Raw genomic sequence first — 24,791 nt, forward strand, 5'->3', positions numbered from 1 at the left:
TAAGTAGACTCTTCTCTTTAGATATAAAAGCTATCGCTTTTATAGGCATCACCTATTAAGGCAGCTCTGTAACTATTCGGAAACACCCGTGCTTTTGATAATCACTTTTGGTGAAACATTTACCGTTGCTTTAGCTAGCGCTTTTACCCAGTTATCCTCTACCTTCTTCCAGTCTTTATAATGATATGCGCGTACATGGACGCCAAACTGAAACGGATCTACTTGATATTTTTGAGCTTTCTTGATTAAGTCCTCGCATTCTTTTTTCAACTCTTTTTCAATGGCTTGTTCCAGCTGTTTTTTCTTCTCCTCTAAGTCTATGGTAAATAAACGCTCCGTCAAGTCGATCGAAACCTTCATTTCGATATCGAATGTAACTTGGTCATCATCGAATTTAAACTTGAGCTTATATTTTGCTTTTTTGATATTGAAACTCACAAAGGACATTTTTTCATTCGCATCAAACATTTCAGGAGGAAAGTGAAATGTTAACGGTATACTATTTTTCGTATCACGCTGCAATAATAAGAGCAGAGCACTTTCTTGATTACTCAAAGAAGTCGCGTAGGTACCGTCTTTATGTAAAAGAACAGTACCTGAAATGACGAGTTCATTTTTTTCTGGTTTCATTTGAGTTAAAGCAGGCGTCATTCCTTTATCCTTTACCTGTTGATGAAATTGCTGTAGTGAAGTCTGTACGGTAACTCCGTTCTTATATGTGCTATCTACTAAATCTTTGATCACAGCGGCGATTCGGCCTTTATCATTCATGTTCGTATACATCACATCTTTAACGGTCCCATCAATTACAATCACATTCGCATTAATTTCATCTCGGGAATCGCGGAAGAGAACATCTAAATAGGGAAAGGCGTTTCTATGCTGCAGTAGTCTTTTTCCTATGAGAACATTTTGAGATTTTCCATATGCAAGGCTGCCGCTCGTCTTACTATCAACGACCCCTTTTGATTTGCGCATCGTATCGGCTCTAGCGGATGTGATTTTATATTTATCTTTGGCAACTTTGTTGAAAACAGGAGTTGACGTGTACACGACTAGCTTATTGTTCTCATCAAAATCAATAGCCTCTGTTAGAACAAACATTTGATTCTCTATATATACGGCTTTACCGCACCCAGTTACGAACATTAAACAGGCCACTGCCACAGAAAGAAATGTAAATCTCTTCATTGCTTCGCTTCCTTTCTAACGAAATGAAACATCCATCCGTAAATCCAAAGGAAAATAGGAAACACAAAAGCACTATACAAACCTGCCATCCCCCATGAATTGGCCATTTGAGTTATTTGAGAAGCACTAGGGACAAAAAAGAATGATACTATGATCCATAGGAATACGATTATTCGTAAAGGATTTCGATGATCCTGCTTGCCTAATAATTGACTTGTTCCTAAAACAGCCACATAGAGGCTAGGTATAACCGACATAAATATCACGACCAAATAAAATGACAGGCATATGATCTCCAGCCGTTCTACGAAAGGCAATTGGATAACCTTGAATAAGTTAAGCATCGGGTAAACGTAATCTGTGACTTCCATTGGAGAGAATCTAATAAAGCAGACTAATGTAGTCGTTAAATAGATAAGCATCGTTAATGAATTTGCAATAACAATTCCTTTGGATGCTGATTTCTTATCCTTGAGAAAAGGATAAAGAATGAAAGCCACTTCAAATCCAAGGAAAGAAAATATGGTCGATTTTACGGAAGACAGAATGGGAAGCAATCCTTCTTTTCCAATCGGAAGAAGGTACATCCACTCGATATCCTTTAGTGCGAATAACAATAAGAAAGGCATCCATAAAGTGACAATGAACACAAGTTCAGCGAAGAGTCCTATCCCCCTTATTCCCTGACTGGTAATCATGTAGATGGGAATGGTAAACAGGATCATAAAGATGTAGTTCTGTATATCCTGAACGATCCATATTTTAACAATATGAATGGTTGAAAACATGATTGTACTTGCCGCATATGCCGCAATCAGAATCCATAATACGGTTATACTTTTACCCACCCACTTACCAAAGTATTTGGGTAAAATTTCGAATAGCGTATGCCCAGGATTTTTCTCCATAACTCGGATGATGACCAGGCTTAGCAGCATAGACAGAATCCACCCTAATACAATGGCTATCCATCCATCGGTACTAGCCTTTTTAGCTAAATCGCGGGGAAGAGATAGGACACCGATCCCGACTTGGCCTTCACATATAATTAAGATATATTGTATCAAGGAGATTTGATTAAACGAATATTTGTTCATACTTAATCTCCCTCTTTTCCGTTTACTTAGCTTTATTTGGATACTCCGCTACTTTTGATTATCACATCAGGAAAAACATTTACAGTTGCTTCAGATAGAGCTTTTCCCCAGTTATTTTCAATTTTTTTCCAATTTTTGTAATGATTCGCCCTCATATATATTCCAAAACCGAAGGGGTCAACTTGATGCTTTTGAGCTTTCACGATTAAAGCCTGACATTCTTTTTTTAGTTCTTGTTCAATGGCTTGTTCCAACTGTTTGCTCTTTTTATCCATATTCAAGTCAAACATACGTTCCATTATATCGATATGAACCTTCATCTGGACATCTAGGGTAAAATGGGTTCCTTCAAATATGGACTTGAATTTAATTTTTGCCTTTTTAATATTGAAGCTCACATATGACATTTCTTCATCCGTATGAAACATCTCAGGAGAAAGGTGAAACGTTAAGGGTATGGGTCTGTTCGTATTGCGCTGCAGCAATAGCAGTAGAGAGCTTTCCTGATTATCCAAAGAAGCAGCATAGGTACCATCATTATCTAATAGTGTGGTCCCTGAAATAACAAGTTCATTCTTTTCTACTCTCATTTCAGGCATGCTCGGCGTTACTGCAGTATCCATCATTTGTTGATGGAATTTCTGCAGTGTAGTTCGCGTTGTTATTCTTCCTTTATATGTACTATCCACTATTTGTTTAATCACGCCGCCAAATCTGCCTTTATCACTCATTTTCGTATGCATCACCTCCTTGATAGACCCATCAACCACAATCACATTGGCATTAGATTCATTTTTAGGATCGCGAAATAATACATCAAGGTAAGGGAATACATTCGTTTGCTGCAGCAATTTTTTTCCTATAAGAATACTTTGCAATTTTCCGGGCGCAATATTACCGTTTAATCTTGACTCGAGTTTCATCTTACCTTCACGCAGCGTTTCCACAGTTGTGGTTGTGAGTTTAGATTTATCTTTTGCTTCTCTACTGAAGACAGGACTTGATGTATAGATGACCAACTTATTTTCTTCATTGAGATCGATAGCCTCAGCAATAAAAAACCGTTGCAAATCTATATAAACGGCTTTGCCGCATCCCGTGATCAATAACAAAACTGCCCAAGTTAAGAAAATGCCTATCCTCTTCTTCATTGTTTCTGTACCTTTCTATAGCGATGAAAAATCCAGCCGTATATCCAAAGGAAAATAGGAAACACATAAGCGAAATAGATACCTGCCATCCCCCATGATTTTCCTATTTGCATAACTTGGGAAGAAGACGGGAGGAAAAAGAATGCTGATAGGAACCAAAGGCACATGATTATTCGTAAAACATTTCGATGCTCCTGCTTACCGAATAATTGAGCTATACCCAGTGCCGCTGTGTATAGGTAGGGAATGATCGTCATAAATAACATCAATAAATAAACGGAAAGAAAAATGATTTCCAACCGTTCTAAGAACGGCAATTGGATAAGCTTCAATAAGTTGAGCGTGGGATAGACGTAATCATTGATCTCATCCGGAGAAAATTTAACAAAACAGACGACTGTCACCGTTAAAAAAATAATCATGGATATGGAGTTTGAAATGATAATTCCTTTGGACGCGGTTTTCTTATCCTTTAGGAACGGATATAGAATGAAAGCCAGTTCAAACCCAAGGAACGAAAGGATGGTTGATTTTACAGTTGACAGAATGGGAACCACTCCTTCTTTAGCGATTGGAAGAAGGAAAAGCCATTGGGTATTCTTGAACGTAAAAAATATCAAGAAAGCTATCCATAAAGAGATCAGAAAAACGATTTCAGAAAAGAGTCCGATCACCCTTATTCCATGCTTCGTGATCATATAGATAGGAATGATAAACAGGATCATCAAGATAAAGTCCCGTATATCCGGTACAATCCATAGCTTGATAATATAGATGGTTGAAAACATGACCACGCTTGCTGCATACGCCGTATACAGAATCCAAAGAACAGATAAACTTTTCCCCACCCAGCTGCCAAAGTATTGAGATAAAATCTCGAATAACGTATATCCGGGGTTTTTATTCATAACTTGGATGATAATTAAGCTTAATAACATAGACAGTATCCAACCGAGTAAAATGGATATCCATCCATCCGTTCCGGCAGTTTCAGCGATATCGCGGGGAAGGGATAGGACACCAATTCCGACTTGCGTTTCAAATAGAATAAAAATGTATTGTTTCAAAGAGATTTGATTAAACGAGTATTTATTCATGCTTGATCTTCACCTTCTCTATTTGCTCCCTGTCTTTTAAGTTGAGTTGGATCGGCCGAGAGTGGACGTTTTTTCATTTTCCACATAGGGACACGAATCCATACGTCTTTCCAATCAGACAGCCGAATGGGAGCAACCGGACTTCCATAGGATATTCCAAATGATTCCATTGAAATAAGGTGAGCCCCTATAATCATCAGCCCAATCACAATGCCTACCATACCGAACACAACTGCCAGAAACATCATTGGAAAGCGAAGCAACCGCAGCGAGGAGGACATATCATAATCAGGGATAATGAAAGAGGAAATTGCCGTGATGGCCACGATAATAACCATGATATTACTCACAATTCCCGCTTGCACGGCCGCCTGACCGATGACAATACCTCCTACGACACCTATCGTTTGTCCAATAGGGCCTGGCAGACGTAAACCTGCTTCCCTTAACATCTCTAGGGATAGCTCCATTAGAAGTGCCTCAACAATCGGAGGAAAAGGTACCCTTTCTCTGGATTCCCCAATCGATATCAATAAATCCAAGGGAAGCACTTCATAATGAAACGAAACAATAGCTATATATATAGCCGATAAAGATATTGTCGTTATTAAAGCCACATAGCGTAATAAACGCAGAAAAGTGGCTATGAGCCAGCGATTGCTGTAATCATCTACACTTTGAAAGAATGCTGAAAAGGTCACAGGAGCAACAATCACACTCGGTGAATGGTCGACAACGACGACTATTCTCCCTTGCAAAATATGGGCTGCAGCAGAATCCGGACGTTCCGTCATGATTAACTGTGGAAACAGACTGATTGGATGATCTTCTATAAACTCTGCCAATTCTCCGGTATTTAAAATAGCATCCACATTAATTTGCAGGAGACGGTCCTCCATTTCTTTCACGAAATCAGGTTGTACCACATCATCAAGATACATGATCGAAACTCTTGTATTTCCCCGAGATCCGATGCCATATTCTTTTATTTTCAGTTCACGATTGGGAAGATAGCGCCTGATTAAGGCAATATTTTGCCCCGAAGTCTCGACGAATCCTTGGTGCGATCCCTTTAGCGTCGATTCGATTTGCGGCTCTTTAATCGCTCTCTGAGGCCATCCTTGCGTACATAAAACAAGCGAACGCTCTTGTCCATCAATAAATAGAACGCTTTGACCTTCAAAAATCGACTTTTCAATTCGGGACCATAAGGCTACAGTTTCTGTTTTTGCAATCGTATTGGAAGAATTCCAAAAATCGTTAACCGAATTGACTTCATAGATGAGCGGTTTTAAGATGTTATTATTAATCGCTGATTTATCAATGAGTCCTTCCAAATAAACAAGTACGGCATTATCCCCTGATCTTAATTGAAACCGACGAGTAACAAGATCTGGGGCATGGCTAAATATTGTGTTTAGCGTGTGTAAGTTATTCTCAAGACTCCCTGAAATCGTTTGATTATATTGATCATTTAATTTCTGGATTGGAGCTGATCTTATTCCATTTAACCATCTCCGGATCGTTCCCATCCTTACACCACCGTTCTTGAATCATGTAATCAAAAGTTTCCCATAATTGGGTAAAATTATTCGTTTACCATCGTGATGCAAACAAATACAAAGAAGCCATTTGGATGTATGATCCAAATGGCTGGGAAATATGAACAAAGCAAGACCATGACGGACGCTCCATAAAAGTAGTTAAATGCCTTCACTCACTGACGAAGTTCCTTCTGTCAACAGTGGCTCATACATCATAATCGCATGATTCTCGGTTACCCATTCATCACGTACAACTTCCCGTTCCACGTTCAGCACTCTGCGGTAAATTTCATTATGTCTGACATAACCACCCCAGTATTCACGCGTGATCCAGTGCTTCTTCTCATAGATCTCAAAAGTATGGATCGCGGGCCTTACAGATCGCCATTCCCCCACCAGATGCGCATCCGTGATGCGAATAATAAGTTGAAATTCCTCGTTGGTATCGTTACGAATTTGAAGATCCAGATAATTGTAGAAACAAGTAGCTCCCGTGCCAAAAGGCTGGCTTCTACCCGCATCCGGAAACACGTCATAGCTATGACGGTACCTTTCCGTTACGGTAAGCGGCGAGTGCAGTGTCATCCAGTAGATTAAATTCGAGAGCTGGCACAGCCCACCTCCAACCCCCGCCTGCACCTTCCCATGAAAAAGCACCATACCGTCCTGATAGCCTTTTCGCCGTGTCGTACTGCCAATTAACCGCCAATAGGAGAATGTTTCTCCTGGCTTCACAATGACACCGTTTAACTGCTTGGCTGCGATCCTTAGATTGATCACTTTATTATATTGAAGCCACATTTCTACATCCTTCAGCTGTCTAAGGAGTGGCGTTTTATGTGAAAATAGGAGATAAGGGAGAGGCTCCGCTTGCTTCGTCTTGGCATAGGTCTTACCGTCCAAATACCACTGAAGATACCTTTTAAGTCGATACACTTTTTTACCCAGGTATATTCTAGCTCGGCTTCGGTTGATTGGTTTAAGCAAAGAATCGCCTCCTTCAACTTGAGAAAAAACCGCCAATACCAGTAGTGATCACTGACTTGGCGGCTTTTATATGTGCTTAGAGCTTTGAAATAACCATGGAAATGATAATACCAGAAACTGAAATCCAAAAGAAATAAGACCTTACGATCCTGCCAACCAATGAATCTTGAAATTGAAAATGTTTCTTTTGATTATGCTCCATATTCAAATCTGTGGCTGACCCGCTAGTGCCACCCAATCCAGTTACACTTGTAAATCCCTGGCTCAATGCACCTTTCGCAATACAAGTTACAATAAGCAATAATAAAGAACCCATGAACAAATAATTGGAAATCTGTATCAACATGAAGTCACCAATCCTTTCTTCGTCCTCCTTTTATCATAATTTGAAATATATTCCATGTCAATTCTGAGAATCCCATCTCCATTTGATCCTTCGGATGGAAGATTCACTTTAGTGTGACAACTTTACTGCTGCTTTTATGGGGTGAAACCTCTAAGGTACTCTACTCTATGGTGCATTTGCTAAGGAATTTGCTCTGTGGTGAAACTCTAAGGTAATCTACTCTGTTTTGCCACTTCTAAGGACTCTCTCTTCCCCGTGGTGATTTCCCAAATCGGCAAGTTGTATTTTGTATAACAATTTGCACGAAAAATCGATACTACGTCCTGTAGTGTTGTAATCTATACAACATTATGTCTCCAAAACTAAACAATCAAAGCCAAATCGCCCGATATTGTTGTAAAAAATACAACACTTTACTACTTACAGGAAAAATCTAGCTAGAATCTTGTATTTTATACAACAATATTACCTTCCATATTAATTAAACGAATAATAAGCCGCCAAATCCCAGTGAAGATGTCTGGTGTTGGCGGCCATATAGACAACAAAAAAGCACCCTCATGCTGATGGTCTTGGACAACCTATTCGCATAAGGGTGCGCTATTATCTTCTATGCATTTTGTAGATATGATTCCATAGCCTTAGACAATTTCTGCATACCGAGAATCGTGTTCGCACGATCCGTATGCGTGTAATTCAGCCGCATCGTGTTGTATTGTGGATTTTCGGCGTAAAATGTGGATCCTGGAACAAACGCTACGCCTTCTTTTACCGCAATTTTCAGCAGATCTTCTGCACGAATATGCGTCGGCAGCTCCACCCAGATGAACATGCCGCCCTTCGGTTCTTCCCACTTCAGTCCAGGCCAGTTTAACTCTTTCAATAGGCCTGACATGAATTTCATCCGATCCAGATATTGCTCACGAATTAAGGAGATATGTGCGTCGAGATCAAAGTGCTCAAGCAAATGATACAGCGTTTGCTGATCAATCGTGCTGGAGTGCAGATCCGCAGATTGCTTAAAACGAGCAATTTGGCGAATAATGGTTTCGTCGCCCATTACCCATCCTGTTCGGAAGGCAGGCGCGACGGTTTTGGAGAATGTGCTGGTGTAAACAACATTCCCTCCTTCAGCTTTGCCACCCAGTGAAAAGATCGTTGGATAGGTTTCATTTTCGTCAAACTGAATTTCCCCATACGGATCATCTTCCAGAATAAGGACTTCCGCGCCGCGGCAAATATCCAATAAGCCTTGACGGCGTTCCAAGCTCCATGCACGGCCTGCCGGGTTGGAGAAGGTCGGAATGACATAAACCATCTTCGGATTGTGCTTGGCAATTTTGGCCGACAGATCTTCAAGAATCATACCGTCTTTATCGCTATCAACCGAATAAATCTTAGCGCCTTTGGCTTGAAACACTTGAATCGCCGCCAAATACGTTGGGCTTTCAACAAGAATGACATCGCCTTCATCAATGTAAACACGCGTCATAAGATCAATCGCTTGCTGAGAACCCGTCGTCAGCAGCATCTCGTCAGGTGTTACTTGCATATTCTTAGCAGCCATCCGCTTGCATAAGGATTCACGAAGTGGCTTGTAGCCCTCAGTCAAACCATATTGCAGCGCTGACTTCCCGCCGCCAATCACTCTTTGAAACGCATCAGCAACCGCGTCCAAAGGAAAAAACTCTTCAGCAGGCAATCCGCCGGCAAAAGAAATAATCGAACTGCCTTGTGTCAGCTTGAGAATTTCTCTTACCGCCGAGGATGAGAAACCTTCCAGCGACTTAGAAAATCGATATTTCATAAATGGACGCATCCTTTCGCATTTGTAGAAAGCACCCCTCCTCGCTATGCTTGGAGGTGAGGTGCTTATCTGGGTGGTGCCGTGGACTCAAGGTTATTAAATCAACGTAACGTTGCTTCTGTTGCTTGTTGGGGTTTTGCGTTTATCAATGAGCCTGTTCACAGCGTCCAAATACGCTTTGGCGCTTGCTTCCAGAATATCCGTTGAAATACCGCGACCTTGAACGGCTACATCGTTCTGCTTAAGAACAACGTGAACCTCGCCTAATGCATCTTTCCCGTGGGATACGGATTTGATGGAGTAGTCATCCAGTTCAACGTCTTCCTTCGTTGCTTTATCAATCGCGTTGTAAATCGCATCAACCGAGCCGTTACCGACCGCGCTTTCCGCCACTTCGGTGCCGTCCTGGAAGCGAACATGCACGGTTGCCGTTGGTGTCATCTGGTTGCCATAAGCAACCTGAAGCGTGCCAAGCGCGAAAATTTCCGGCGTCTCGATCAATTTTTCTTCGATCAATGCACGAATATCTTCGTCTTCAACCTGCTTCTTGCGATCTGCCAAATCTTTGAACTTGGCAAAAGCCGCATTCACTTGCTCGTCTCCAAGGTCGTAGCCGAGATCGATGAGCTTCTCACGGAACGCATGGCGTCCGGAGTGTTTACCCATTACGAGCTTACTTTCCTTGACACCGATGGTCTCAGGGGAAATAATCTCGTAAGTCGTTTTCTCTTTGAGCATCCCATCCTGATGGATGCCGGACTCATGGGCGAACGCGTTAGCGCCGACGATCGCTTTATTGCCTGGCACCACCATGCCGGTCAGCTTGCTGACCAAACGGCTGGTGCGGTAGATCTCTTTCAGCACAAGCGAAGTTTTCGCTTGGTAGAAGTCCTGGCGCGTCTCGAGCGCCATGACAACTTCCTCGATCGAGGTGTTGCCCGCTCGCTCGCCGATCCCGTTAATGGTGCCTTCGATTTGATCGGCACCATTAAGTACCGCCGCTAGCGCGTTAGCCGTAGCCATTCCGAGGTCGTCATGGCAGTGAGCGCTCAGCTGAATCTTCTCAATGCCTGGCACAGTCTCCTTCAGCATTTTGAAAATATTACCGTAGTCGTATGGTGTCATAAATCCGACTGTATCCGGAATATTCACGACGGAAGCGCCAGCGCGAATAGCCATTGCGGTTACTTCCGCGATGAAATCCAGCTCGGTACGACCAGCATCTTCGAGTGAAAACTCGATTTTGCTGAAATATTTCTTCGCATATTTAATCGCTGCTTCGGCTGTTTCCAGCACTTGATGTTTCTCCATCTTCAGCTTATGCTGACGATGAATAGGAGACGTCGCTAGGAAAAGATGAATACACGGGTCCTGAGCGCCCTGGAGCGCTTCACGAACGGCCTCGATGTCAGTCTCCTTCGATCGGGATAAACCAATGACAGAGGCATTCTTGACGGCTCTAGCTACGGCATTCACACCTGCCAAGTCACCAGGCGATGCGGCTGGGAAACCAGCCTCCATACGATCAACACCAAGCTTCTCAAGCTGCAGCGCGATCTCAACTTTCTCCTGCGTGTTCAAGTTCACACCTGGCGATTGCTCTCCGTCTCTAAGCGTTGTATCAAAGATGTAGATTTTGCGCACCATGTCACCTCCTAAGAGATTTCTATTAAATTGATTAAAACCTAATTCTAACTGCTGACCGTTCCGGTCTTCAGCATTTATCTCCGATCGTTTCTTGAAAACGTGTCCCCTCATCTGAATAAACAAAAGGTAGGGACACGTTTTCAAATACGAACGCTACGCTTCTCCGACAAACACTGAGCCCTCCACTGGGCATTTCGAAGAAGTTTTTAAAGATTTAGATATAAATTTTTACTCGTCTTTATAGTATTCACAGGGAGTGATTGGGAAATTCTCCTCAATCACTCCCTGTGGAAGGTATTGCTATAAATAAGTACTTATGATTACTTTTTGATCCAGTGCATCATTTCGCGAAGTTGGGAACCAACGACTTCGATTGGGTGCTGTGCTTCGTTGCGGCGAGTTGCGTTCATGAAAGCAAAGTTGGATTGGTTTTCCAAGATGAAATCGCGAGCGAATTTACCTTGTTGGATATCGGAAAGTACTTCTTTCATTGCTTTTTTCGTTTCAGCTGTGATAATACGAGGTCCAGTTACATAGTCACCGTATTCAGCTGTGTTGGAGATGGAGCTGCGCATGGAAGCAAGTCCGCCTTCATACATCATATCAACGATCAATTTAAGCTCGTGCAAACACTCGAAGTAAGCCATTTCTGGTGCATAACCAGCTTCAACCAATGTTTCGAAACCTGCTTTAACCAGTTCAGAAGCACCGCCACAAAGAACAGCTTGCTCACCGAACAAATCGGTTTCTGTTTCTTCACGGAAAGAAGTTTCGATAACGCCTGCACGTGTACAGCCGATACCTTTTGCATAAGCAAGACCGATTGCTTTTGCGTTGCCAGTAGCGTCTTTCTCAATTGCGATCAAACCAGGAACGCCAAAGCCTTCCACATACGTACGACGTACCATGTGACCTGGGGATTTAGGAGCTACTAAGAATACATCTGTACCTTCAGGAGCTACGATTTGTCCGAAATGGATGTTGAAACCATGGGAGAACATGATTGCTGCGCCTTTTTTCATGTTCGGTTGAATGGACTCACGGTAAACGCGAGCTTGTGTTTCATCCGGCATCAAAATTTGGATCACGTCAGCGCGTCTTGCTGCTTCTTCAACGGATACAACTTCGAAACCATCATTTTTTGCAGCATTCCATGAACGACCTTCACGAAGTCCGATAATAACGTTCAATCCGCTGTCACGCAAGTTTTGTGCTTGTGCGTGTCCTTGGGAACCATAACCAACCACTGCAATCGTTTTACCTTTAAGTACCGCTAAGTCTGCATCTTTTTCATAGTAAGTAGTAACTGCCATTCGAATAAATCCTCCTTTGATATGATGAATCCGTATTGTCTACCCCTTGAGTGGGTGTTTCAACGGTTTACCCTTTTCAAGCGCTAAAGAGTACACCGCTGAAAGCCCCACTCAAGGAGGCTTTACCTCTTTACCCAAACTGCTTTATGACTTATTTAACTGAACCGCGAATCATCGCTGTGACTCCCGTGCGGGAAAGCTCACGGATGCCATATGGACGAAGTAATTCGACCATAGCATCTATTTTATCTGAATCTCCCACAACTTGCACGATAATTGAGGCTGGCCCAATATCTACAACCGCTGCGCGGAATGTCTCTACAATACCGAGTATTTCCGGACGCATAATCGGTTCTGCATTTACTTTAATGAGTGCCAGTTCTCTGGCAACCATTGGGTTCGAGCTCAGGTCGATGACTTTAATGACGTCAATCAACTTATACAATTGCTTGGAAATTTGCTCAAGCGTGTTGTCGTCCCCTGTGGTGACAATAACCATTCGGGAAAGTCCGAGTTCTTCGGACTCCCCTACAGTGATGCTTTCAATATTGAAGCCTCTGCGTCCGAACAAACCGGATACACGCTGCAGGACACCAGGCTGATTGTTTACGAGTACGGAAACTGTATGTTTAGTTGTTGTCATTCCGAATCCCCCATTAACATGTCACTAATTGTATCGCCTGCTTTAACCATTGGGAACACATTCTCTCCTTTTGGCACGACGAAATCAATAACGACAGGACCCGGAGTATCGAGTGCTTCCTGCCATGCTCTTCTTGCTTCTTCCTTCGTCGTGGCACGCAAGCCTTTTACGCCGTAAGCTTCTGCCAGTTTCACGAAATCAGGGCTGCCAGCCAAATCAATGTGGCTATAACGGTTATCATAGATGATCTCCTGCCATTGACGAACCATGCCCAGCACTTGGTTGTTAATAATAACAACCTTCACCGGAATGTTGTTAATCGCACAGATCGCTAGCTCTTGCGCACACATTTGAACGCCGCCGTCGCCATTAATGGATACAACGAGTTTATCCGGGTTCCCCATTTGAGCACCAATCGCGGATGGGAAGCCGAAGCCCATTGTACCAAGACCACCTGAAGTAACCAAGGAACGAGGGTTCTTGAAACGATAGAACTGAGCAGCCCACATCTGATGCTGTCCAACGTCTGTGGTAACAATCGCTTCGCCTTTCGTCGTCTCACTAATCATTTCGATAACGAATTGCGGCTTCAATTCCGTCTCGGTTTGGCCGTATTTCAACGGAAACTTCTCTTTGCTTTCTTGAAGCTCAGCAATCCATGCTCCGCTCTTGGCAGGCTTTGCTTTGGTGTTCGCATATTCCAGAACAGCTTTCACGTCGCCAACACATGGGATATCGGTCTTCACATTCTTGCCAATTTCCGCAGGATCAACGTCAATGTGAGCGATTTTCTTCACTTTTGGAGCAAAACCGTTCAAATTCATTGTCACGCGGTCATCGAATCGGGAACCGATAGAAATCAAGAGATCCGCATTCTGAATGGCTGTGTTCGCTGTGAACGTCCCGTGCATCCCTGGCATTCCGAGCCATAGCTCATGCGCGCTTGGGAAACCGCTTAATCCGAGCAAGGTCGTTGCAACTGGAATCTGTGTTTTATTGACGAACTCGATTAATTCTTTGGATGCGTCTGCGTATACAACACCGCCGCCTGCTATAATGACCGGACGTTCTGCTTCTTCGATCGCTTTGATCAGCTTATCCACTTGCAGTTTATTCGGTTGCACCGTTGGGTTATAACCGCGGATGCTTACATCCGTTGCGGGTTTAAATATCGTTTTATGAGCGGAGACATCCTTAGGAATGTCAATGAGAACCGGACCTTTACGACCTGAGTTCGCTATATGGAACGCTTCATGAATGATGCGCGGCAGATCGTTTACGTCTCTAACCAAGTAGCTGTGTTTGGTAATAGGCATCGTAATACCCGTAATATCAGCCTCTTGGAAAGCATCCGTACCAATGAAGTTGGTTGCTACGTTCCCTGTGATGACGACGAGCGGAACGGAATCCATGTAAGCTGTAGCAATTCCTGTGACGAGGTTCGTTGCCCCCGGTCCGGAAGTTGCGATACATACGCCAACTTTACCTGTGGAACGTGCATATCCATCAGCTGCGTGAATGGCTCCTTGCTCATGTCTAGTCAATAAGTGGTTAAAATCATCAAAACCATGCATTGCATCGTAGATGTACAAAACAGCGCCGCCCGGATATCCAAAGACGCAGTCCACACCCTCCAGCAATAAGCTTCTGAGCAGAATTTCGGAGCCTGTAATCAGGTCCGGCTTCATAAGCTTCTCAATCAATTCTTCTTTTGACTTCTTTGGTTCAGTTTGAACATTCATTGTGATCCTCCTCTCAAAAAGTAAGTCCATGTCATTCGGCGAGCTTTCTTAGACAATAAGAAAAACCCCTGTTCATCCCATACACGCACGTAATGTGTAAACGGGACGAAAGGGGTTCAAGCTTCCGTGGTACCACCCAAATTTGCTACGAGCCTCACAGCACATAGCCTTAGCAGGTATGCTCATGAAGAACAATACCCTCAGCACGATAACGTGTGCTCTTCCGATTTTCCCTATTACCTGCGTCTGTACGCATGTTTCAGGAAAACAGCTCCGAGGTGACTTCGTACGTAAGGGATTAAGGCGATGGTTTCAGCAAGTCCAACGCTCTCTGCGCATAAGTGCCCTTATTACTTCTTCCTCTTCATAGCCGATTCGTTAGTGTAGATCACCATATATAATATGATTTAGAGATTATTATATGCATCCCCTGAAGAATAGTCAATAGTCAAACTGAATAAAACAAAATCAGGTGAGCGAAGTTAATACCAATCCAGGAAAATTAGGGGGCTACTTTTACCCAAATTTAGCGATATTCTCATTCGAGTTCCTTGGGCGAAAATGGCTGGTCGGGCTACTTACGCCGTTGCCATGGGTATCGAAATATTCTCCAGAGTAAACCGCGCCCATTTCATGCAAAAAGAAGCCTGCTCCCTAAAGGGAACAGGCTTCTAAGTACGCAATTACGCGTTTACTTTTGCTTTTGCAGCTGTTGCCAAATCGTTGAACGCTTTGGAATCATTCACAGCTAGATCAGCCAAGATTTTGCGGTTGATGTCGATACCAGCCAATTTCAGGCCGTGCATCAATTTGCTGTAGCTAAGGCCGTTTTGACGAGCGCCTGCATTGATACGTGTAATCCACAGTCTGCGGAAGTTACGTTTCGTTTGACGACGGTCACGGTAAGCATATACTAAAGATTTCATTACTTGTTCTTTAGCTGTTTTAAATAAGCGGTGTTTGGAACCGAAATAACCTTTTGCTAGTTTCAAAATTTTCTTACGACGGTGAGCGCGAATAAATCCGCCCTTGACTCTTGCCATTGTTAACTACCTCCTGGGATGTATAAATAATGTTCGAATATTAACCTTTAATGTTAGAAAGTTGTTGTTTCAGACGACGTACATCGCCTGGAGCCATAACTGGGTTTGTTGCAAGAACACGTTTAGTACGTGAAGATTTACCGGAAAGCAAGTGATTTTTACCTTGTTTGTATCTCATCACTTTGCCTGTGCCAGTAATTTTGAAACGGCCCTTCAAGCTGCTGTGTGTTTTCATTTTCGGCATGGTGTTTTGTTCCTCCTAATTTAGTATACGCGCCTAGGTTGTTGCTTTCGGCGTTAAGATCATGATCATGCTTCTTCCCTCAAGCTTAGGAGCGCGCTCCTGTGAGGAAATGTCAGCTGTTTCAGTAGCTAAACGTTCAAGCACTCTACGGCCAATTTCCGAGTGCGCTATTTCACGACCACGGAATCGGACGCTGGCTTTCACTTTATCGCCTTCGCCAAGAAACTTAACGGCATTGCGAAGCTTCGTTTGGAAATCGTGCTCATCGATTGTCGCGCTTAAGCGAATTTCTTTGATATCCACGATTTTCTGGTTCTTGCGAGCTTCTTTTTCTTTCTTCTGTGTTTCATAACGGAATTTACCGTAATCCATAATGCGGCATACTGGCGGCTTCGCCGTTGGTGCCACATTTACCAAATCCAAATTCGCGTCTTGTGCGATTTGAAGAGCTTCGCGAATCGGCGTGATGCCGAGTTGTTCTCCGTCCGCCCCAATCAGGCGTACTTCCTTCACACGAATCTCGTCATTAATCATATGGTCTTTGCTAATAGTATTCCACCTCCAAAAAGTATGTAACGCTCTCTCCAACAATATAAAAAAAGATGCGGGCGCAGTGGCCCACATCTTCATCAATAACAGGTTCAGACAAACCTATTGTATATTCATGACGATTCATTCAAACCAGCCAACGGTGTCGGTCAGGTGAGAAGCGGGCGCTTCTGCTTTTACTTGAAATATAATATCATCTCATGCAGAGAAAGTCAACTCACTTGTTTACTTTTCATTTCGTCTAGACGAATCACACGTGTATGTTCCGTATGGCTCCATTGTTTGTTGTTTTGCGTGAAGAACGCATAGAACGTAATTGGCCACCAAGAAAGCATAAATATCGGATATAGAATTAAATATTTATATACTTTGCCAGGTGCCTTCTCAATCAACATGGAAATAGGCAGCAGCACATAAATTGCTATGCTGACGGTGTTAAAGAAAATAGGATTGATATCTGCAAGCATAGGCGCGTCTGCCCAGCCCGGAGTCACCGATTTTATCCATAGCAGCACGGAGATAATCGCACCGAAAAAGAAGTTATATACGTTAGCAGAATAGATAGCCGCGTCAATCTTCGTCCAGCTGGCCTCTTTGATACCTTGCCACAATAGGGGGAAGAAATAACGCTTGGCCACATCAAAGTGTCCTTGCATCCAGCGCAAACGCTGTTTGGCAGATACTTTAAACGTCAGTGGCTTCTCATCATATACAATCGCCTCGTAATTATAAGTCGGTCGAATACCGAGCTTAATGCAGCGCATGGAGAACTCAAGATCTTCAACAAGGCTAGTTGCTCCCCATCCGATTTGTTTAAGCAGCTTGGATTCAAAGCACATTCCTGTGCCACCCAAGTAGTTAGCAAGCCCTAAGTTTGTACGGGGCATTTGCCAGAAGCGATTTGCAAAGTAATACGAGATGGCATAGGAACCAGTAACCCAAGAATCGTTCGGGTTCTTGCTGTCTAGGTAAGCCTGAATAACTCTGGAACCGGAGCAAAGATCATTGTTCATGTGCATCAAGTAATCAGGACTGGAAAGATTGTCAGCATCAAACATGACAACGGCGTCGTATTGACGCTCCCGCTTCCAAAGCTCTTTCAGCATCCATTCGATCGCGTAACCTTTCCCTCTCAGATTCGGGTTATGGCGTTCCATGGCATGAACACCATGACTGCGTGCAATATCCGCTGTATTGTCCGTACAGTTATCACAAATCACGAAGATGTCATACAGCTCTTTGGGGTAATCCAAAGCCTTCAGATTCTCGATCAATGCGCCAACGACCTGCTCCTCATTATGAGCGGCGACCAATACGGCAAACGATTTCTGGGGAGCAAATTTCTGTTTGTTTCTGGGACGGTACCATCCGAAAAAAGTCAAAAACAACTGATACGCACCGACCAAGGCCAAGCCAATTTGAAAGGTAAGCATAATCTTGTCAAGCATGAAGCAAAGTCCCCCTTTTTTTGTTTATGCACACAAGCTATCTTTTTATACGCGTATGCGCAGTTTTATGTACCATGTGAATAACCGTTCTTGATTTTCCTCTCTTTCCACTCATTTGTCAAAGTTCACAATGACGAATATAAGCCATTTCTCTGAGATTTGAGCGGAACGCGCACAGACTATGCAGTATGTGCTTGAAATCAGGTCGTTAAAGTCCTGTTTTCAACGTTTTTCATTTTATTGTGTACCAAAAGTTCACCATTTAGACGAACTAGCTGTCCCCCATGTGATACGGGGATTATTATAATTCACCTGAGCTCTCCCTGACAACTTTTGCTCATCTGCCCCTGTTAACGGATCATACGATTAGCATGCATCTGGGACGGATTAGCAGATGTCCTATAGACTACTTCTTCATAGCTGGTCAACAATCGGTTAAATATATGATCCCAAGATTGACGCAAGGCAAACTCCCTGCCCGCAAAGGCAAGTCTATAACGAGTCTCCAGTGATTCATACAATCTTACGATAGCTTGTGTGAAAGCAGCTACGTCGCCAGACGGACAGAGTAATCCCGTCACTTCATGCTCAATAGTATCTTGTACCCCGCCAGCAGCAGCTCCAATCACCGTTGTACCAGAAGCCATTGACTCCAAAACAACATTGCCGAAAGTCTCTGTGGCAGAAGGAAAAATAAACACATCTGCAGCCGCATAGAGCTCTGCAAGCTGTGTCCCCTGAACGAATCCGGTAAAAGTAACTCTCGGATCCCCTCCATAGCATTCGCGCAGCATGCCGGAAGACGGTCCGTCACCAGCAATAATTAGATGGCAATCCTCTCGAATTGCAGCCGGCAGTGCATGAAAACTGTCTAATGCGACCTCTACACTTTTCTCAGGAGCTAATCGACCGACGTAAAGCATAACGAACTTTGCAGGATCTACGCCATATGTCCCGAGTACTGACTTTCGATCGACAATCGGCTGGAAACGTTCCGCATCGACACCGCGGCTCCAAATCTCTAAATGACTTAAGCCTTTGTCTTGTAGATGCTCCATGGTAGACTTCGAAGGCACATACACCCTCTGACAACTTTGGTGGAACCATTGCATGTATTTCCAAAGGGTAGGCTCCACCCAAGGTATTTTATAATGACTTAAGTATTGGTCAAAGTGAGTATGGTAGGACGCAACTAATGGCGTTTTGTGTTTGCGGGCATGGTGCAAACCAAATAGTCCCAAATTGAAAGGGGTTGCACAATGAATGATTGTAGGCTGAAAGGCATGGAGGGATTTGCGAACATTGAGGGGATTTGGGATAGCTAACCGACATTCTGGGTACAATAAAAAGGGAATACTGTAAAAACGTTCTACACGGAACGGATCGTTGTCACCTTCTGTCATACTAGTAGGAGCAAACACTTTGCAAGCCACATCTTTGGATTCCAAAAACCGCGTCCATCTGCCAAGTGTTTTGGCAACTCCATTTACATCTGGCAGGAATGTATCTGTAAATAAGGCAACTCTCAACCTCATCAGCCCCTTTTAACATTTACGTTTAATTCCCTTATTTCACATCATGCTAGCACAGGATTGTTATCGGGAGATCAGATGAGCGTTAAATTGAGTTTCTTAAAATTTATTACTGCGTTAATCTTCCTTTAATAAATCTCCTTTACAATAGTCTTAAGAAAGTAACCCAAACAGCGAAGGAGGCTACTACTCATGAGCAGGGTCGTACACTGGCTTCAGCATCATGAAACACGCGTATTCCACTTTGTGAATCAACGTATCCAGCACTTCTTCCTTGATCATTTCTTTAATAAAATCACACATTTAGGCGGGGCCACAGCCTCCATAGCGATATCCTTATGTTTTGCATTGTTCGGGCAAGGCCCGCTGCGTACAGCAGGGATTCAAGCTCTTCTGGCTTTAACCCTCAGTCATATTCCAGTTGCTATTATTAAGAAGAAATACCCGAGACTAAGGCCATACCTGGTACTTCCACAAACGATTACTTACAAAAACCCGCTGACGGATCATTCCTTTCCTTCCGGGCATACAACCGCCATATTCTCGATCATATTCCCTTTTGTTACAGCCGTACCTACTCTTGGACTTATCCTTATACCGCTCGCATTAATCGTTGGTCTATCACGAATATACCTAGGGCTGCACTATCCTTCCGATTGTATCGTTGGATGTTTAATAGGAACGACAGCTTCTCTAGTGACAGTAGCTTTTTGGGGGTAAACGAATGAATGTCTTGCATGGTAAAAAACGGGTTCTCATTCTTTCTGAAGGCTTCGGAGCCGGACATACGCAAGCGGCTTATGCACTTGCTGTAAGTTTAGAGCAGCGATGTTCGACTATTGAGACACGTGTTTTGGAATTAGGATCATTCCTTCACCCGACATTAGCACCATGGATCATTCATGCTTACAAAAAGACACTAACCTCCCAGCCCAAGCTTTACGGCCGATTGTACCGCTCTCAATATAAAAAATCACTCAACCGCTTAACGCAATTGGCCTTGCATCGCATTTTTTATGCTCAGACTGCAGCAATTATCCAGCAGTGGGCACCACAAGCTATTGTCTGCACACATCCTTTTCCCAGTGTTGTGGTATCTAGACTGAAAAGAGCCGGGTTAGACATTCCGCTATGCACGGTCATTACAGATTACGATGTCCATGGGACTTGGGTTAGTAGAGAAGTAAATAAATATATGGTTTCGACAGAAGACGTCAAAAATAAACTGCTGGGCCGCGGTATCACAGCTGCTCAAGTCGAAATCACAGGAATTCCAGTTCATCCAAGCTTCCGTGAGGCTCACGATAAAGCAATGATTCGACAGCAATTCAAGCTGGCAGCTCTGCCTACCGTACTAGTTATGGGAGGCGGCTGGGGATTAATCGGCGGCGATTCGCTCAGTGATCATCTGATAGCATGGAGAGATCGGATCCAATTCATATTTTGCTTAGGCAATAATGAGAAAGCATTGGCAAAGCTGGCGATGGACCCCCGTTATCAGCATGCCAATATTCATTTGCTCGGATTCACCCAAGAAATCGGCAAGCTGATGGAAGCTTCTGATTTGCTCGTTACGAAGCCTGGCGGTATGACCTGCTCGGAAGGACTAGCAAAGTCGATCCCCATGCTGTTCTATGATCCGATACCGGGTCAGGAAGAAGAGAATGTCCACTATTTCACACAGCTTGGCTTTGGCGAACCTATCCGATCTGCAGATACGATTGCGAACTGGTTATCGATGCTGGCTAGCCGATACACAGATGTAGAGGCTAAGCGCGTTTCTAATTATCATAAAAAGAAGATGTACCTGCCTTCAGCCGATTGCTCAGAGGTCATCATGCAATTGCTTGGCTGAATTAGGGTAAAATAAAAAAGCTAATCTCTTACCGCAATATGCAGTGGAGATTAGCTTTTTTATTGTGAAATTTTCGTACTTATAAATCTATTCCGTTTTGGCTTTATTCAACTGTTCCAGATGTGTTGCAAGCACCTTTTCGCCAATAACCACTTCACAACGATGAATGTTCATCCCTTGTCCGGCAAACTTCGTTTCGTATTCCGTCATAACATGGTCAGGATGAATCCCATCCACGTGCAGGTTCAAGGAAATATTTCGCATTCTCAGTCCCATATCTGCAAAAGAATTGAGCGAGAACTCGAACAATGATTGTGAGTCTGTTTTTAAGTGAATCTCACCGTTCGCATTTAATATTTGCTGATATTTCTCAACAAAGCCCGGATGCGTTAAGCGTCTACGAGCATGTTTTTTCTTCGGCCATGGATCACTGAAATTCAAATAGACCCGCTCTAATTCACCCTCAGCAAAAGCTTCCTCAATATGTTCGATATTGAAAAGCATTAGCTTCAAATTCGGAATGCTTAGCGTAGATTCGGACTCTTCATCCGTATTGATTTCATGAGCATTCTTTGCTTTCTCACTCGCTTTGCGAATCAACTCGTCATACATATCAACACCAATGAAATTAATGTTCGGATATTTCTTACTCATTTCACTAATGAAGCGCCCTTTGCCCATCCCAAGCTCGGCATGAATCGGGTTGTTGTTGCCGAATAACTCAGCCCATTTGCCTTTGTAATCCTTGGCATTTAAAACAACGAGTTCCTTTTGACGTTCTATATCTTCTCGAATTCCTTTTCTTCCCCGTAAACGCATCTACTTTTTGCCTCCTACACGTACAAGCTATCGAATACAAATCATAGACGATTCAAGGAAAAAAATCAAAGGAAATTACACTTCAAGGGTATGATAATCAATGGTATTCGATGTGGCTGGAAACAGCTTTTGATCCAAGGACCGCAGTACTTTTCGTCTCGCGTCCTTTGATATGCTAGGATCTGCAGCGAATTTCACACCACTGCTCAATGCCAATGCTTCTTTAATGGTCAACTCGATTGATATCGTATCGGTAGCTAGGGACAACTTAACCAACTCAATCACCTGCTTTCCTTTCCCTTTATTAAGGATAGCTTTCGTTATGATGATGCTATTTATGAATGGCAGATCATTCTAACCACAAAGAAAAACGCCTCCCAACTTGGAGGCGCATTTAGCTAATATCTATTTATCTAACTTCATCTCTTCGTTTGTCTTTTCCTCTAAGGCCAGATAAGCCCAACAGACCTAATAGGCCAAGCCATCCCCAGTTCATACGATTGCCATCTGTCGTGGTAGTCGCGTAAGTTCGATAAGATGAAGTATCATAATTCCCAGTGTGTGTACCCTTAGTACTCATACGGTCCATCATATTGTTACTATATTGATTGATGTGACTAATAACACCAGAACCCGTTCCTGTCCCGGAATAGGAACCTGCGCCAGTACCATAACCCGTGTAGGGGCCAGTAACTGTAGTACCTGTAGTACCTGTAGTACCTGTAGTACCTGTAGTACCAGTAGTACCTGTAATACCAGTCGTACCAGTGGTCCCTACCGTAGCGTCATAATTACTTCCTGTATATCCCGATGTTGTCGTAGTTCCTGTCCCCATAGTTCCTGGTGTAGCACTTGGCGTTGTCCCCATTATTGTGTTAGCCATTGCACTAGTTGCACCAAAGCTTAATGCTGTTGTCAAAGCTACCGCCAAAGTAATTGTACGAAACTTTTTCACTTGTTTCAAATCCCCTTTCGGCATGTAATAGTTATGCAAAGTTATCATGCTCCGTATGGCTCCCTTTTAACGGGGAACTTCTTGGAAAGGCAGGGGTCGCTTTCATGCTTCAATTTCGCTACAATTAGATTGGAAAGAAAGGAGCAACCAAATGTCTACAATCATTCAGGAGTCGCCTCAATTATGGGGGGACAAACGTTTCCATACATGGAATTATGAAATGCGTGAAGCTTTCGGCGGGAAGGTTTTTAAAGTCATGCTGGATGCAGGTTTTACTTGTCCTAATCGTGATGGCAATATCGCTACCGGGGGTTGCACATTTTGCAGCGCGCGGGGGTCAGGTGATTTCGCAGGAAGCCGCCGCGATGATCTGGTTACCCAATTTAATAAGATTCGAGATCTCCAGCATCAGAAATGGCCGGAAGCCAAATACATTGGCTACTTTCAGGCTTATACGAATACGTATGCCCCCGTGGAAGAGCTCCGGGAATATTATGAAGTTATTTTAAAGCAGCCAGGCGTTGTGGGTTTATCCATTGCGACCAGACCGGATTGTTTACCGGATGATGTTATTGAATACTTGGCGGAGTTGAATGAACGTACCTATCTATGGGTCGAAATGGGCCTTCAAACTGTCCACGAATCAACTTCTGAACTCATCAATCGTGCTCATGACACACAATGCTACCTGGATGCGGTTGCCAAGCTTCGAAAGCATAATATCCGCACCTGTGCGCACATTATTTATGGATTACCTGGGGAGACGCACGAGATGATGCTGGACACTGGACGAGCCGTCGCTCAAATGGATGTTCAGGGCATTAAAATCCATTTACTTCATTTAATGCGTAAAACACCTATGGTGAAACAATACGAAGCTGGCTTGCTTCAGTTCCTGGAAAAAGACGAGTATGTGAAGCTTATCGTAGATACACTTGAATTTCTTCCACCGGAAATGATTGTCCACCGTCTTACTGGAGATGCTCCCCGTGATCTTCTGATTGGTCCGATGTGGAGCCTCAAAAAATGGGAAGTACTGAACGCTTTTGATAGTCTTTTGAAAGAAAGAAATACTTGGCAAGGTAAACTTTGGAAGGGTAAAGCCGACTAGGATAAATATAAAAACCATAAAACCAAAATAGATTATTATCCGTTTCCTTTATATAGGTAGAATGACTAAAGGAGATGGATAATCATGATGATGAAACGAGCTCAAGCAGCCATCGTTGGGATGATGTTAATTGTGGCTGGATGCGGAGGAGCGCCGGCGACACCAGTGAGTACAGTGGCAGTGTCGCCGTCTTCGACACCGACGGCGGGAGTGAGTGCGCCGCCGGTTGCTGCGGCGACGGCAACACCCGCGGCCGCTACGGTACAGCCGGCGGCAAGCAGCACGCCGCAGCCGAGCGCGGCTGCGACGCCAGCAGTGAAAGAGGCGGCTACGGCGACGCCGGCCGTGAAAGAGACGGCTGCGACGCCGGCCGCAACACCAGCGCCGGCTAGCGCGGCGCCTTCCCCATCCGCTAAGCCTGCGGATGCCGGCACCAGCACCGCAGCACAGGCACAGGTGCTGTACAAGGACAACTGCATGTCCTGCCACGGGGCAGGGCTTGCAGGCGACTTCGGGCCGAACCTGACGAAAGTCGGTTCGCGTAAAACCAAGGATGAGATCGTCACGCAGATCCTTGGAGGTAAAGGCGATATGCCACCTTTCAAAAGTGCATTGAAATCCGAAGAAATCGAAGTGCTAGCCGCATGGCTAGCAGACAAAAAATGATCGT

General features: G+C 43.8%; 24 protein-coding genes. 4 read left to right on the forward strand and 20 right to left on the reverse strand.

Translation table 11 applies throughout. The features are described 5' to 3' along the window. Positions 1-72: 72 nt before the first annotated feature. The 17 genes from ACBP55_RS32280 to ACBP55_RS32360 all read right to left on the reverse strand — a co-directional run bounded on the left by ACBP55_RS32280 (position 73) and on the right by ACBP55_RS32360 (position 19,378). Complete coding sequence (locus ACBP55_RS32280) at positions 73-1,191, reverse strand: Ger(x)C family spore germination protein (RefSeq protein ID WP_464647549.1); 1,119 nt, start codon at positions 1,189-1,191, stop codon at positions 73-75. Next, on the reverse strand, positions 1,188-2,288 hold the full coding sequence (locus ACBP55_RS32285) for a GerAB/ArcD/ProY family transporter (protein WP_464647551.1): 1,101 nt from the start codon (positions 2,286-2,288) through the stop codon (positions 1,188-1,190). Before ACBP55_RS32285 ends, ACBP55_RS32280 begins: the two co-directional genes overlap by 4 nt. 32 nt (positions 2,289-2,320) lie before the next feature. Next, a complete protein-coding gene (locus ACBP55_RS32290; RefSeq protein WP_464647553.1) occupies positions 2,321-3,439 on the reverse strand; it encodes a Ger(x)C family spore germination protein in 1,119 nt (372 codons plus the stop codon). Next, positions 3,436-4,536: a GerAB/ArcD/ProY family transporter gene (locus tag ACBP55_RS32295; protein ID WP_464647555.1), complete on the reverse strand. Its 1,101-nt coding sequence runs from the start codon at positions 4,534-4,536 to the stop codon at positions 3,436-3,438. Before ACBP55_RS32295 ends, ACBP55_RS32290 begins: the two co-directional genes overlap by 4 nt. Beyond that, the gene (locus tag ACBP55_RS32300) at positions 4,533-6,068 is read right to left on the reverse strand and encodes a spore germination protein (RefSeq protein WP_464647557.1); all 1,536 of its coding nucleotides are present in this window, start codon (positions 6,066-6,068) and stop codon (positions 4,533-4,535) included. The genes ACBP55_RS32295 and ACBP55_RS32300 overlap by 4 nt, the downstream gene beginning before the upstream one ends. A gap of 171 nt (positions 6,069-6,239) precedes the next feature. Then, the gene (locus ACBP55_RS32305; protein WP_036635726.1) at positions 6,240-7,067 is read right to left on the reverse strand and encodes a VanW family protein; all 828 of its coding nucleotides are present in this window, start codon (positions 7,065-7,067) and stop codon (positions 6,240-6,242) included. Between the two features lie 76 nt (positions 7,068-7,143). Beyond that, positions 7,144-7,413 carry a hypothetical protein gene (locus tag ACBP55_RS32310; protein WP_167683282.1) on the reverse strand — a complete coding sequence of 90 codons (270 nt, stop codon included), beginning with the start codon at positions 7,411-7,413 and terminating at the stop codon, positions 7,144-7,146. Between the two features lie 610 nt (positions 7,414-8,023). Continuing rightward, entirely contained in the window at positions 8,024-9,220 is a 1,197-nt protein-coding gene (locus ACBP55_RS32315) for an aminotransferase-like domain-containing protein (protein ID WP_464647558.1), read from the reverse strand. Between the two features lie 96 nt (positions 9,221-9,316). Continuing rightward, positions 9,317-10,864: a 2-isopropylmalate synthase gene (locus tag ACBP55_RS32320; protein ID WP_464653501.1), complete on the reverse strand. Its 1,548-nt coding sequence runs from the start codon at positions 10,862-10,864 to the stop codon at positions 9,317-9,319. A gap of 323 nt (positions 10,865-11,187) precedes the next feature. Continuing rightward, positions 11,188-12,180 (reverse strand): ketol-acid reductoisomerase, encoded by a 993-nt coding sequence (gene ilvC / locus ACBP55_RS32325; protein ID WP_236291908.1) that lies wholly within the window; start codon positions 12,178-12,180, stop codon positions 11,188-11,190. Between the two features lie 151 nt (positions 12,181-12,331). Beyond that, positions 12,332-12,823 (reverse strand): acetolactate synthase small subunit, encoded by a 492-nt coding sequence (gene ilvN, locus ACBP55_RS32330; RefSeq protein ID WP_056835944.1) that lies wholly within the window; start codon positions 12,821-12,823, stop codon positions 12,332-12,334. Next, on the reverse strand, positions 12,820-14,565 hold the full coding sequence (gene ilvB / locus ACBP55_RS32335) for a biosynthetic-type acetolactate synthase large subunit (protein ID WP_464647560.1): 1,746 nt from the start codon (positions 14,563-14,565) through the stop codon (positions 12,820-12,822). Before ilvB ends, ilvN begins: the two co-directional genes overlap by 4 nt. Positions 14,566-15,248: 683 nt before the next feature. Beyond that, on the reverse strand, positions 15,249-15,608 hold the full coding sequence (gene rplT / locus ACBP55_RS32340) for a 50S ribosomal protein L20 (protein ID WP_029199204.1): 360 nt from the start codon (positions 15,606-15,608) through the stop codon (positions 15,249-15,251). Positions 15,609-15,648: 40 nt separating this feature from the next. After that, positions 15,649-15,852 carry a 50S ribosomal protein L35 gene (gene rpmI, locus ACBP55_RS32345; RefSeq protein ID WP_029199203.1) on the reverse strand — a complete coding sequence of 68 codons (204 nt, stop codon included), beginning with the start codon at positions 15,850-15,852 and terminating at the stop codon, positions 15,649-15,651. Between the two features lie 33 nt (positions 15,853-15,885). After that, the gene (gene infC, locus ACBP55_RS32350; RefSeq protein ID WP_029199202.1) at positions 15,886-16,386 is read right to left on the reverse strand and encodes a translation initiation factor IF-3; all 501 of its coding nucleotides are present in this window, start codon (positions 16,384-16,386) and stop codon (positions 15,886-15,888) included. 227 nt (positions 16,387-16,613) lie between these two features. Further along, positions 16,614-17,849 carry a glycosyltransferase family 2 protein gene (locus ACBP55_RS32355; RefSeq protein ID WP_464647563.1) on the reverse strand — a complete coding sequence of 412 codons (1,236 nt, stop codon included), beginning with the start codon at positions 17,847-17,849 and terminating at the stop codon, positions 16,614-16,616. A 350-nt stretch (positions 17,850-18,199) separates the two neighbouring features. Next, positions 18,200-19,378 carry a glycosyltransferase family 4 protein gene (locus tag ACBP55_RS32360; RefSeq protein WP_464647565.1) on the reverse strand — a complete coding sequence of 393 codons (1,179 nt, stop codon included), beginning with the start codon at positions 19,376-19,378 and terminating at the stop codon, positions 18,200-18,202. Positions 19,379-19,573: 195 nt separating this feature from the next. Here ACBP55_RS32360 and ACBP55_RS32365 point away from each other — a divergent pair, with 195 nt between their 5' ends. Continuing rightward, complete coding sequence (locus ACBP55_RS32365; RefSeq protein ID WP_464647567.1) at positions 19,574-20,101, forward strand: phosphatase PAP2 family protein; 528 nt, start codon at positions 19,574-19,576, stop codon at positions 20,099-20,101. Positions 20,102-20,105: 4 nt separating this feature from the next. Beyond that, positions 20,106-21,236 (forward strand): MGDG synthase family glycosyltransferase, encoded by a 1,131-nt coding sequence (locus ACBP55_RS32370; RefSeq protein ID WP_464647569.1) that lies wholly within the window; start codon positions 20,106-20,108, stop codon positions 21,234-21,236. 87 nt (positions 21,237-21,323) lie between these two features. Here the strand turns inward: ACBP55_RS32370 and trmB are convergent, their stop codons facing one another. The 3 genes from trmB to ACBP55_RS32385 form a co-directional block, all read right to left on the reverse strand. After that, positions 21,324-22,055: a tRNA (guanosine(46)-N7)-methyltransferase TrmB gene (gene trmB / locus ACBP55_RS32375; protein WP_464647571.1), complete on the reverse strand. Its 732-nt coding sequence runs from the start codon at positions 22,053-22,055 to the stop codon at positions 21,324-21,326. A gap of 75 nt (positions 22,056-22,130) precedes the next feature. Further along, complete coding sequence (locus ACBP55_RS32380; protein ID WP_464647573.1) at positions 22,131-22,331, reverse strand: hypothetical protein; 201 nt, start codon at positions 22,329-22,331, stop codon at positions 22,131-22,133. Positions 22,332-22,464: 133 nt separating this feature from the next. Further along, positions 22,465-23,058: a WGxxGxxG-CTERM domain-containing protein gene (locus ACBP55_RS32385; RefSeq protein WP_464647574.1), complete on the reverse strand. Its 594-nt coding sequence runs from the start codon at positions 23,056-23,058 to the stop codon at positions 22,465-22,467. Between the two features lie 103 nt (positions 23,059-23,161). Between ACBP55_RS32385 and mnmL the strand changes: the two genes are divergently transcribed. Together mnmL and ACBP55_RS32395 are read left to right on the forward strand one after the other, a co-directional pair. Continuing rightward, positions 23,162-24,121: a tRNA modification radical SAM protein MnmL/YtqA gene (gene mnmL / locus ACBP55_RS32390; RefSeq protein WP_464647576.1), complete on the forward strand. Its 960-nt coding sequence runs from the start codon at positions 23,162-23,164 to the stop codon at positions 24,119-24,121. Positions 24,122-24,205: 84 nt separating this feature from the next. Further along, the gene (locus ACBP55_RS32395) at positions 24,206-24,787 is read left to right on the forward strand and encodes a c-type cytochrome (RefSeq protein WP_464647578.1); all 582 of its coding nucleotides are present in this window, start codon (positions 24,206-24,208) and stop codon (positions 24,785-24,787) included. Positions 24,788-24,791 lie beyond the last annotated feature (4 nt).

This window comes from Paenibacillus sp. WG02 (assembly GCF_055396115.1).

Excerpts from the sequence above, each read along its gene's own strand:
- ACBP55_RS32280 (WP_464647549.1), bottom strand. The coding sequence starts at position 1,191 with ATGAAGAGATTTACATTTCTTTCTGTGGCAGTGGCCTGTTTAATGTTC.
- ACBP55_RS32285 (WP_464647551.1), bottom strand. The coding sequence starts at position 2,288 with ATGAACAAATATTCGTTTAATCAAATCTCCTTGATACAATATATCTTA.
- ACBP55_RS32290 (WP_464647553.1), bottom strand. The coding sequence starts at position 3,439 with ATGAAGAAGAGGATAGGCATTTTCTTAACTTGGGCAGTTTTGTTATTG.
- ACBP55_RS32295 (WP_464647555.1), bottom strand. The coding sequence starts at position 4,536 with ATGAATAAATACTCGTTTAATCAAATCTCTTTGAAACAATACATTTTT.
- ACBP55_RS32300 (WP_464647557.1), bottom strand. The coding sequence starts at position 6,068 with ATGGGAACGATCCGGAGATGGTTAAATGGAATAAGATCAGCTCCAATC.
- ACBP55_RS32310 (WP_167683282.1), bottom strand. The coding sequence starts at position 7,413 with ATGTTGATACAGATTTCCAATTATTTGTTCATGGGTTCTTTATTATTG.
- ACBP55_RS32315 (WP_464647558.1), bottom strand. The coding sequence starts at position 9,220 with ATGAAATATCGATTTTCTAAGTCGCTGGAAGGTTTCTCATCCTCGGCG.
- ilvC (WP_236291908.1), bottom strand. The coding sequence starts at position 12,180 with ATGGCAGTTACTACTTACTATGAAAAAGATGCAGACTTAGCGGTACTT.
- ilvN (WP_056835944.1), bottom strand. The coding sequence starts at position 12,823 with ATGACAACAACTAAACATACAGTTTCCGTACTCGTAAACAATCAGCCT.
- ilvB (WP_464647560.1), bottom strand. The coding sequence starts at position 14,565 with ATGAATGTTCAAACTGAACCAAAGAAGTCAAAAGAAGAATTGATTGAG.
- rplT (WP_029199204.1), bottom strand. The coding sequence starts at position 15,608 with ATGGCAAGAGTCAAGGGCGGATTTATTCGCGCTCACCGTCGTAAGAAA.
- rpmI (WP_029199203.1), bottom strand. The coding sequence starts at position 15,852 with ATGCCGAAAATGAAAACACACAGCAGCTTGAAGGGCCGTTTCAAAATT.
- infC (WP_029199202.1), bottom strand. The coding sequence starts at position 16,386 with ATGATTAATGACGAGATTCGTGTGAAGGAAGTACGCCTGATTGGGGCG.
- ACBP55_RS32355 (WP_464647563.1), bottom strand. The coding sequence starts at position 17,849 with ATGCTTGACAAGATTATGCTTACCTTTCAAATTGGCTTGGCCTTGGTC.
- ACBP55_RS32365 (WP_464647567.1), top strand. The coding sequence starts at position 19,574 with ATGAGCAGGGTCGTACACTGGCTTCAGCATCATGAAACACGCGTATTC.
- ACBP55_RS32370 (WP_464647569.1), top strand. The coding sequence starts at position 20,106 with ATGAATGTCTTGCATGGTAAAAAACGGGTTCTCATTCTTTCTGAAGGC.
- trmB (WP_464647571.1), bottom strand. The coding sequence starts at position 22,055 with ATGCGTTTACGGGGAAGAAAAGGAATTCGAGAAGATATAGAACGTCAA.
- ACBP55_RS32385 (WP_464647574.1), bottom strand. The coding sequence starts at position 23,058 with ATGATAACTTTGCATAACTATTACATGCCGAAAGGGGATTTGAAACAA.
- mnmL (WP_464647576.1), top strand. The coding sequence starts at position 23,162 with ATGTCTACAATCATTCAGGAGTCGCCTCAATTATGGGGGGACAAACGT.
- ACBP55_RS32395 (WP_464647578.1), top strand. The coding sequence starts at position 24,206 with ATGATGATGAAACGAGCTCAAGCAGCCATCGTTGGGATGATGTTAATT.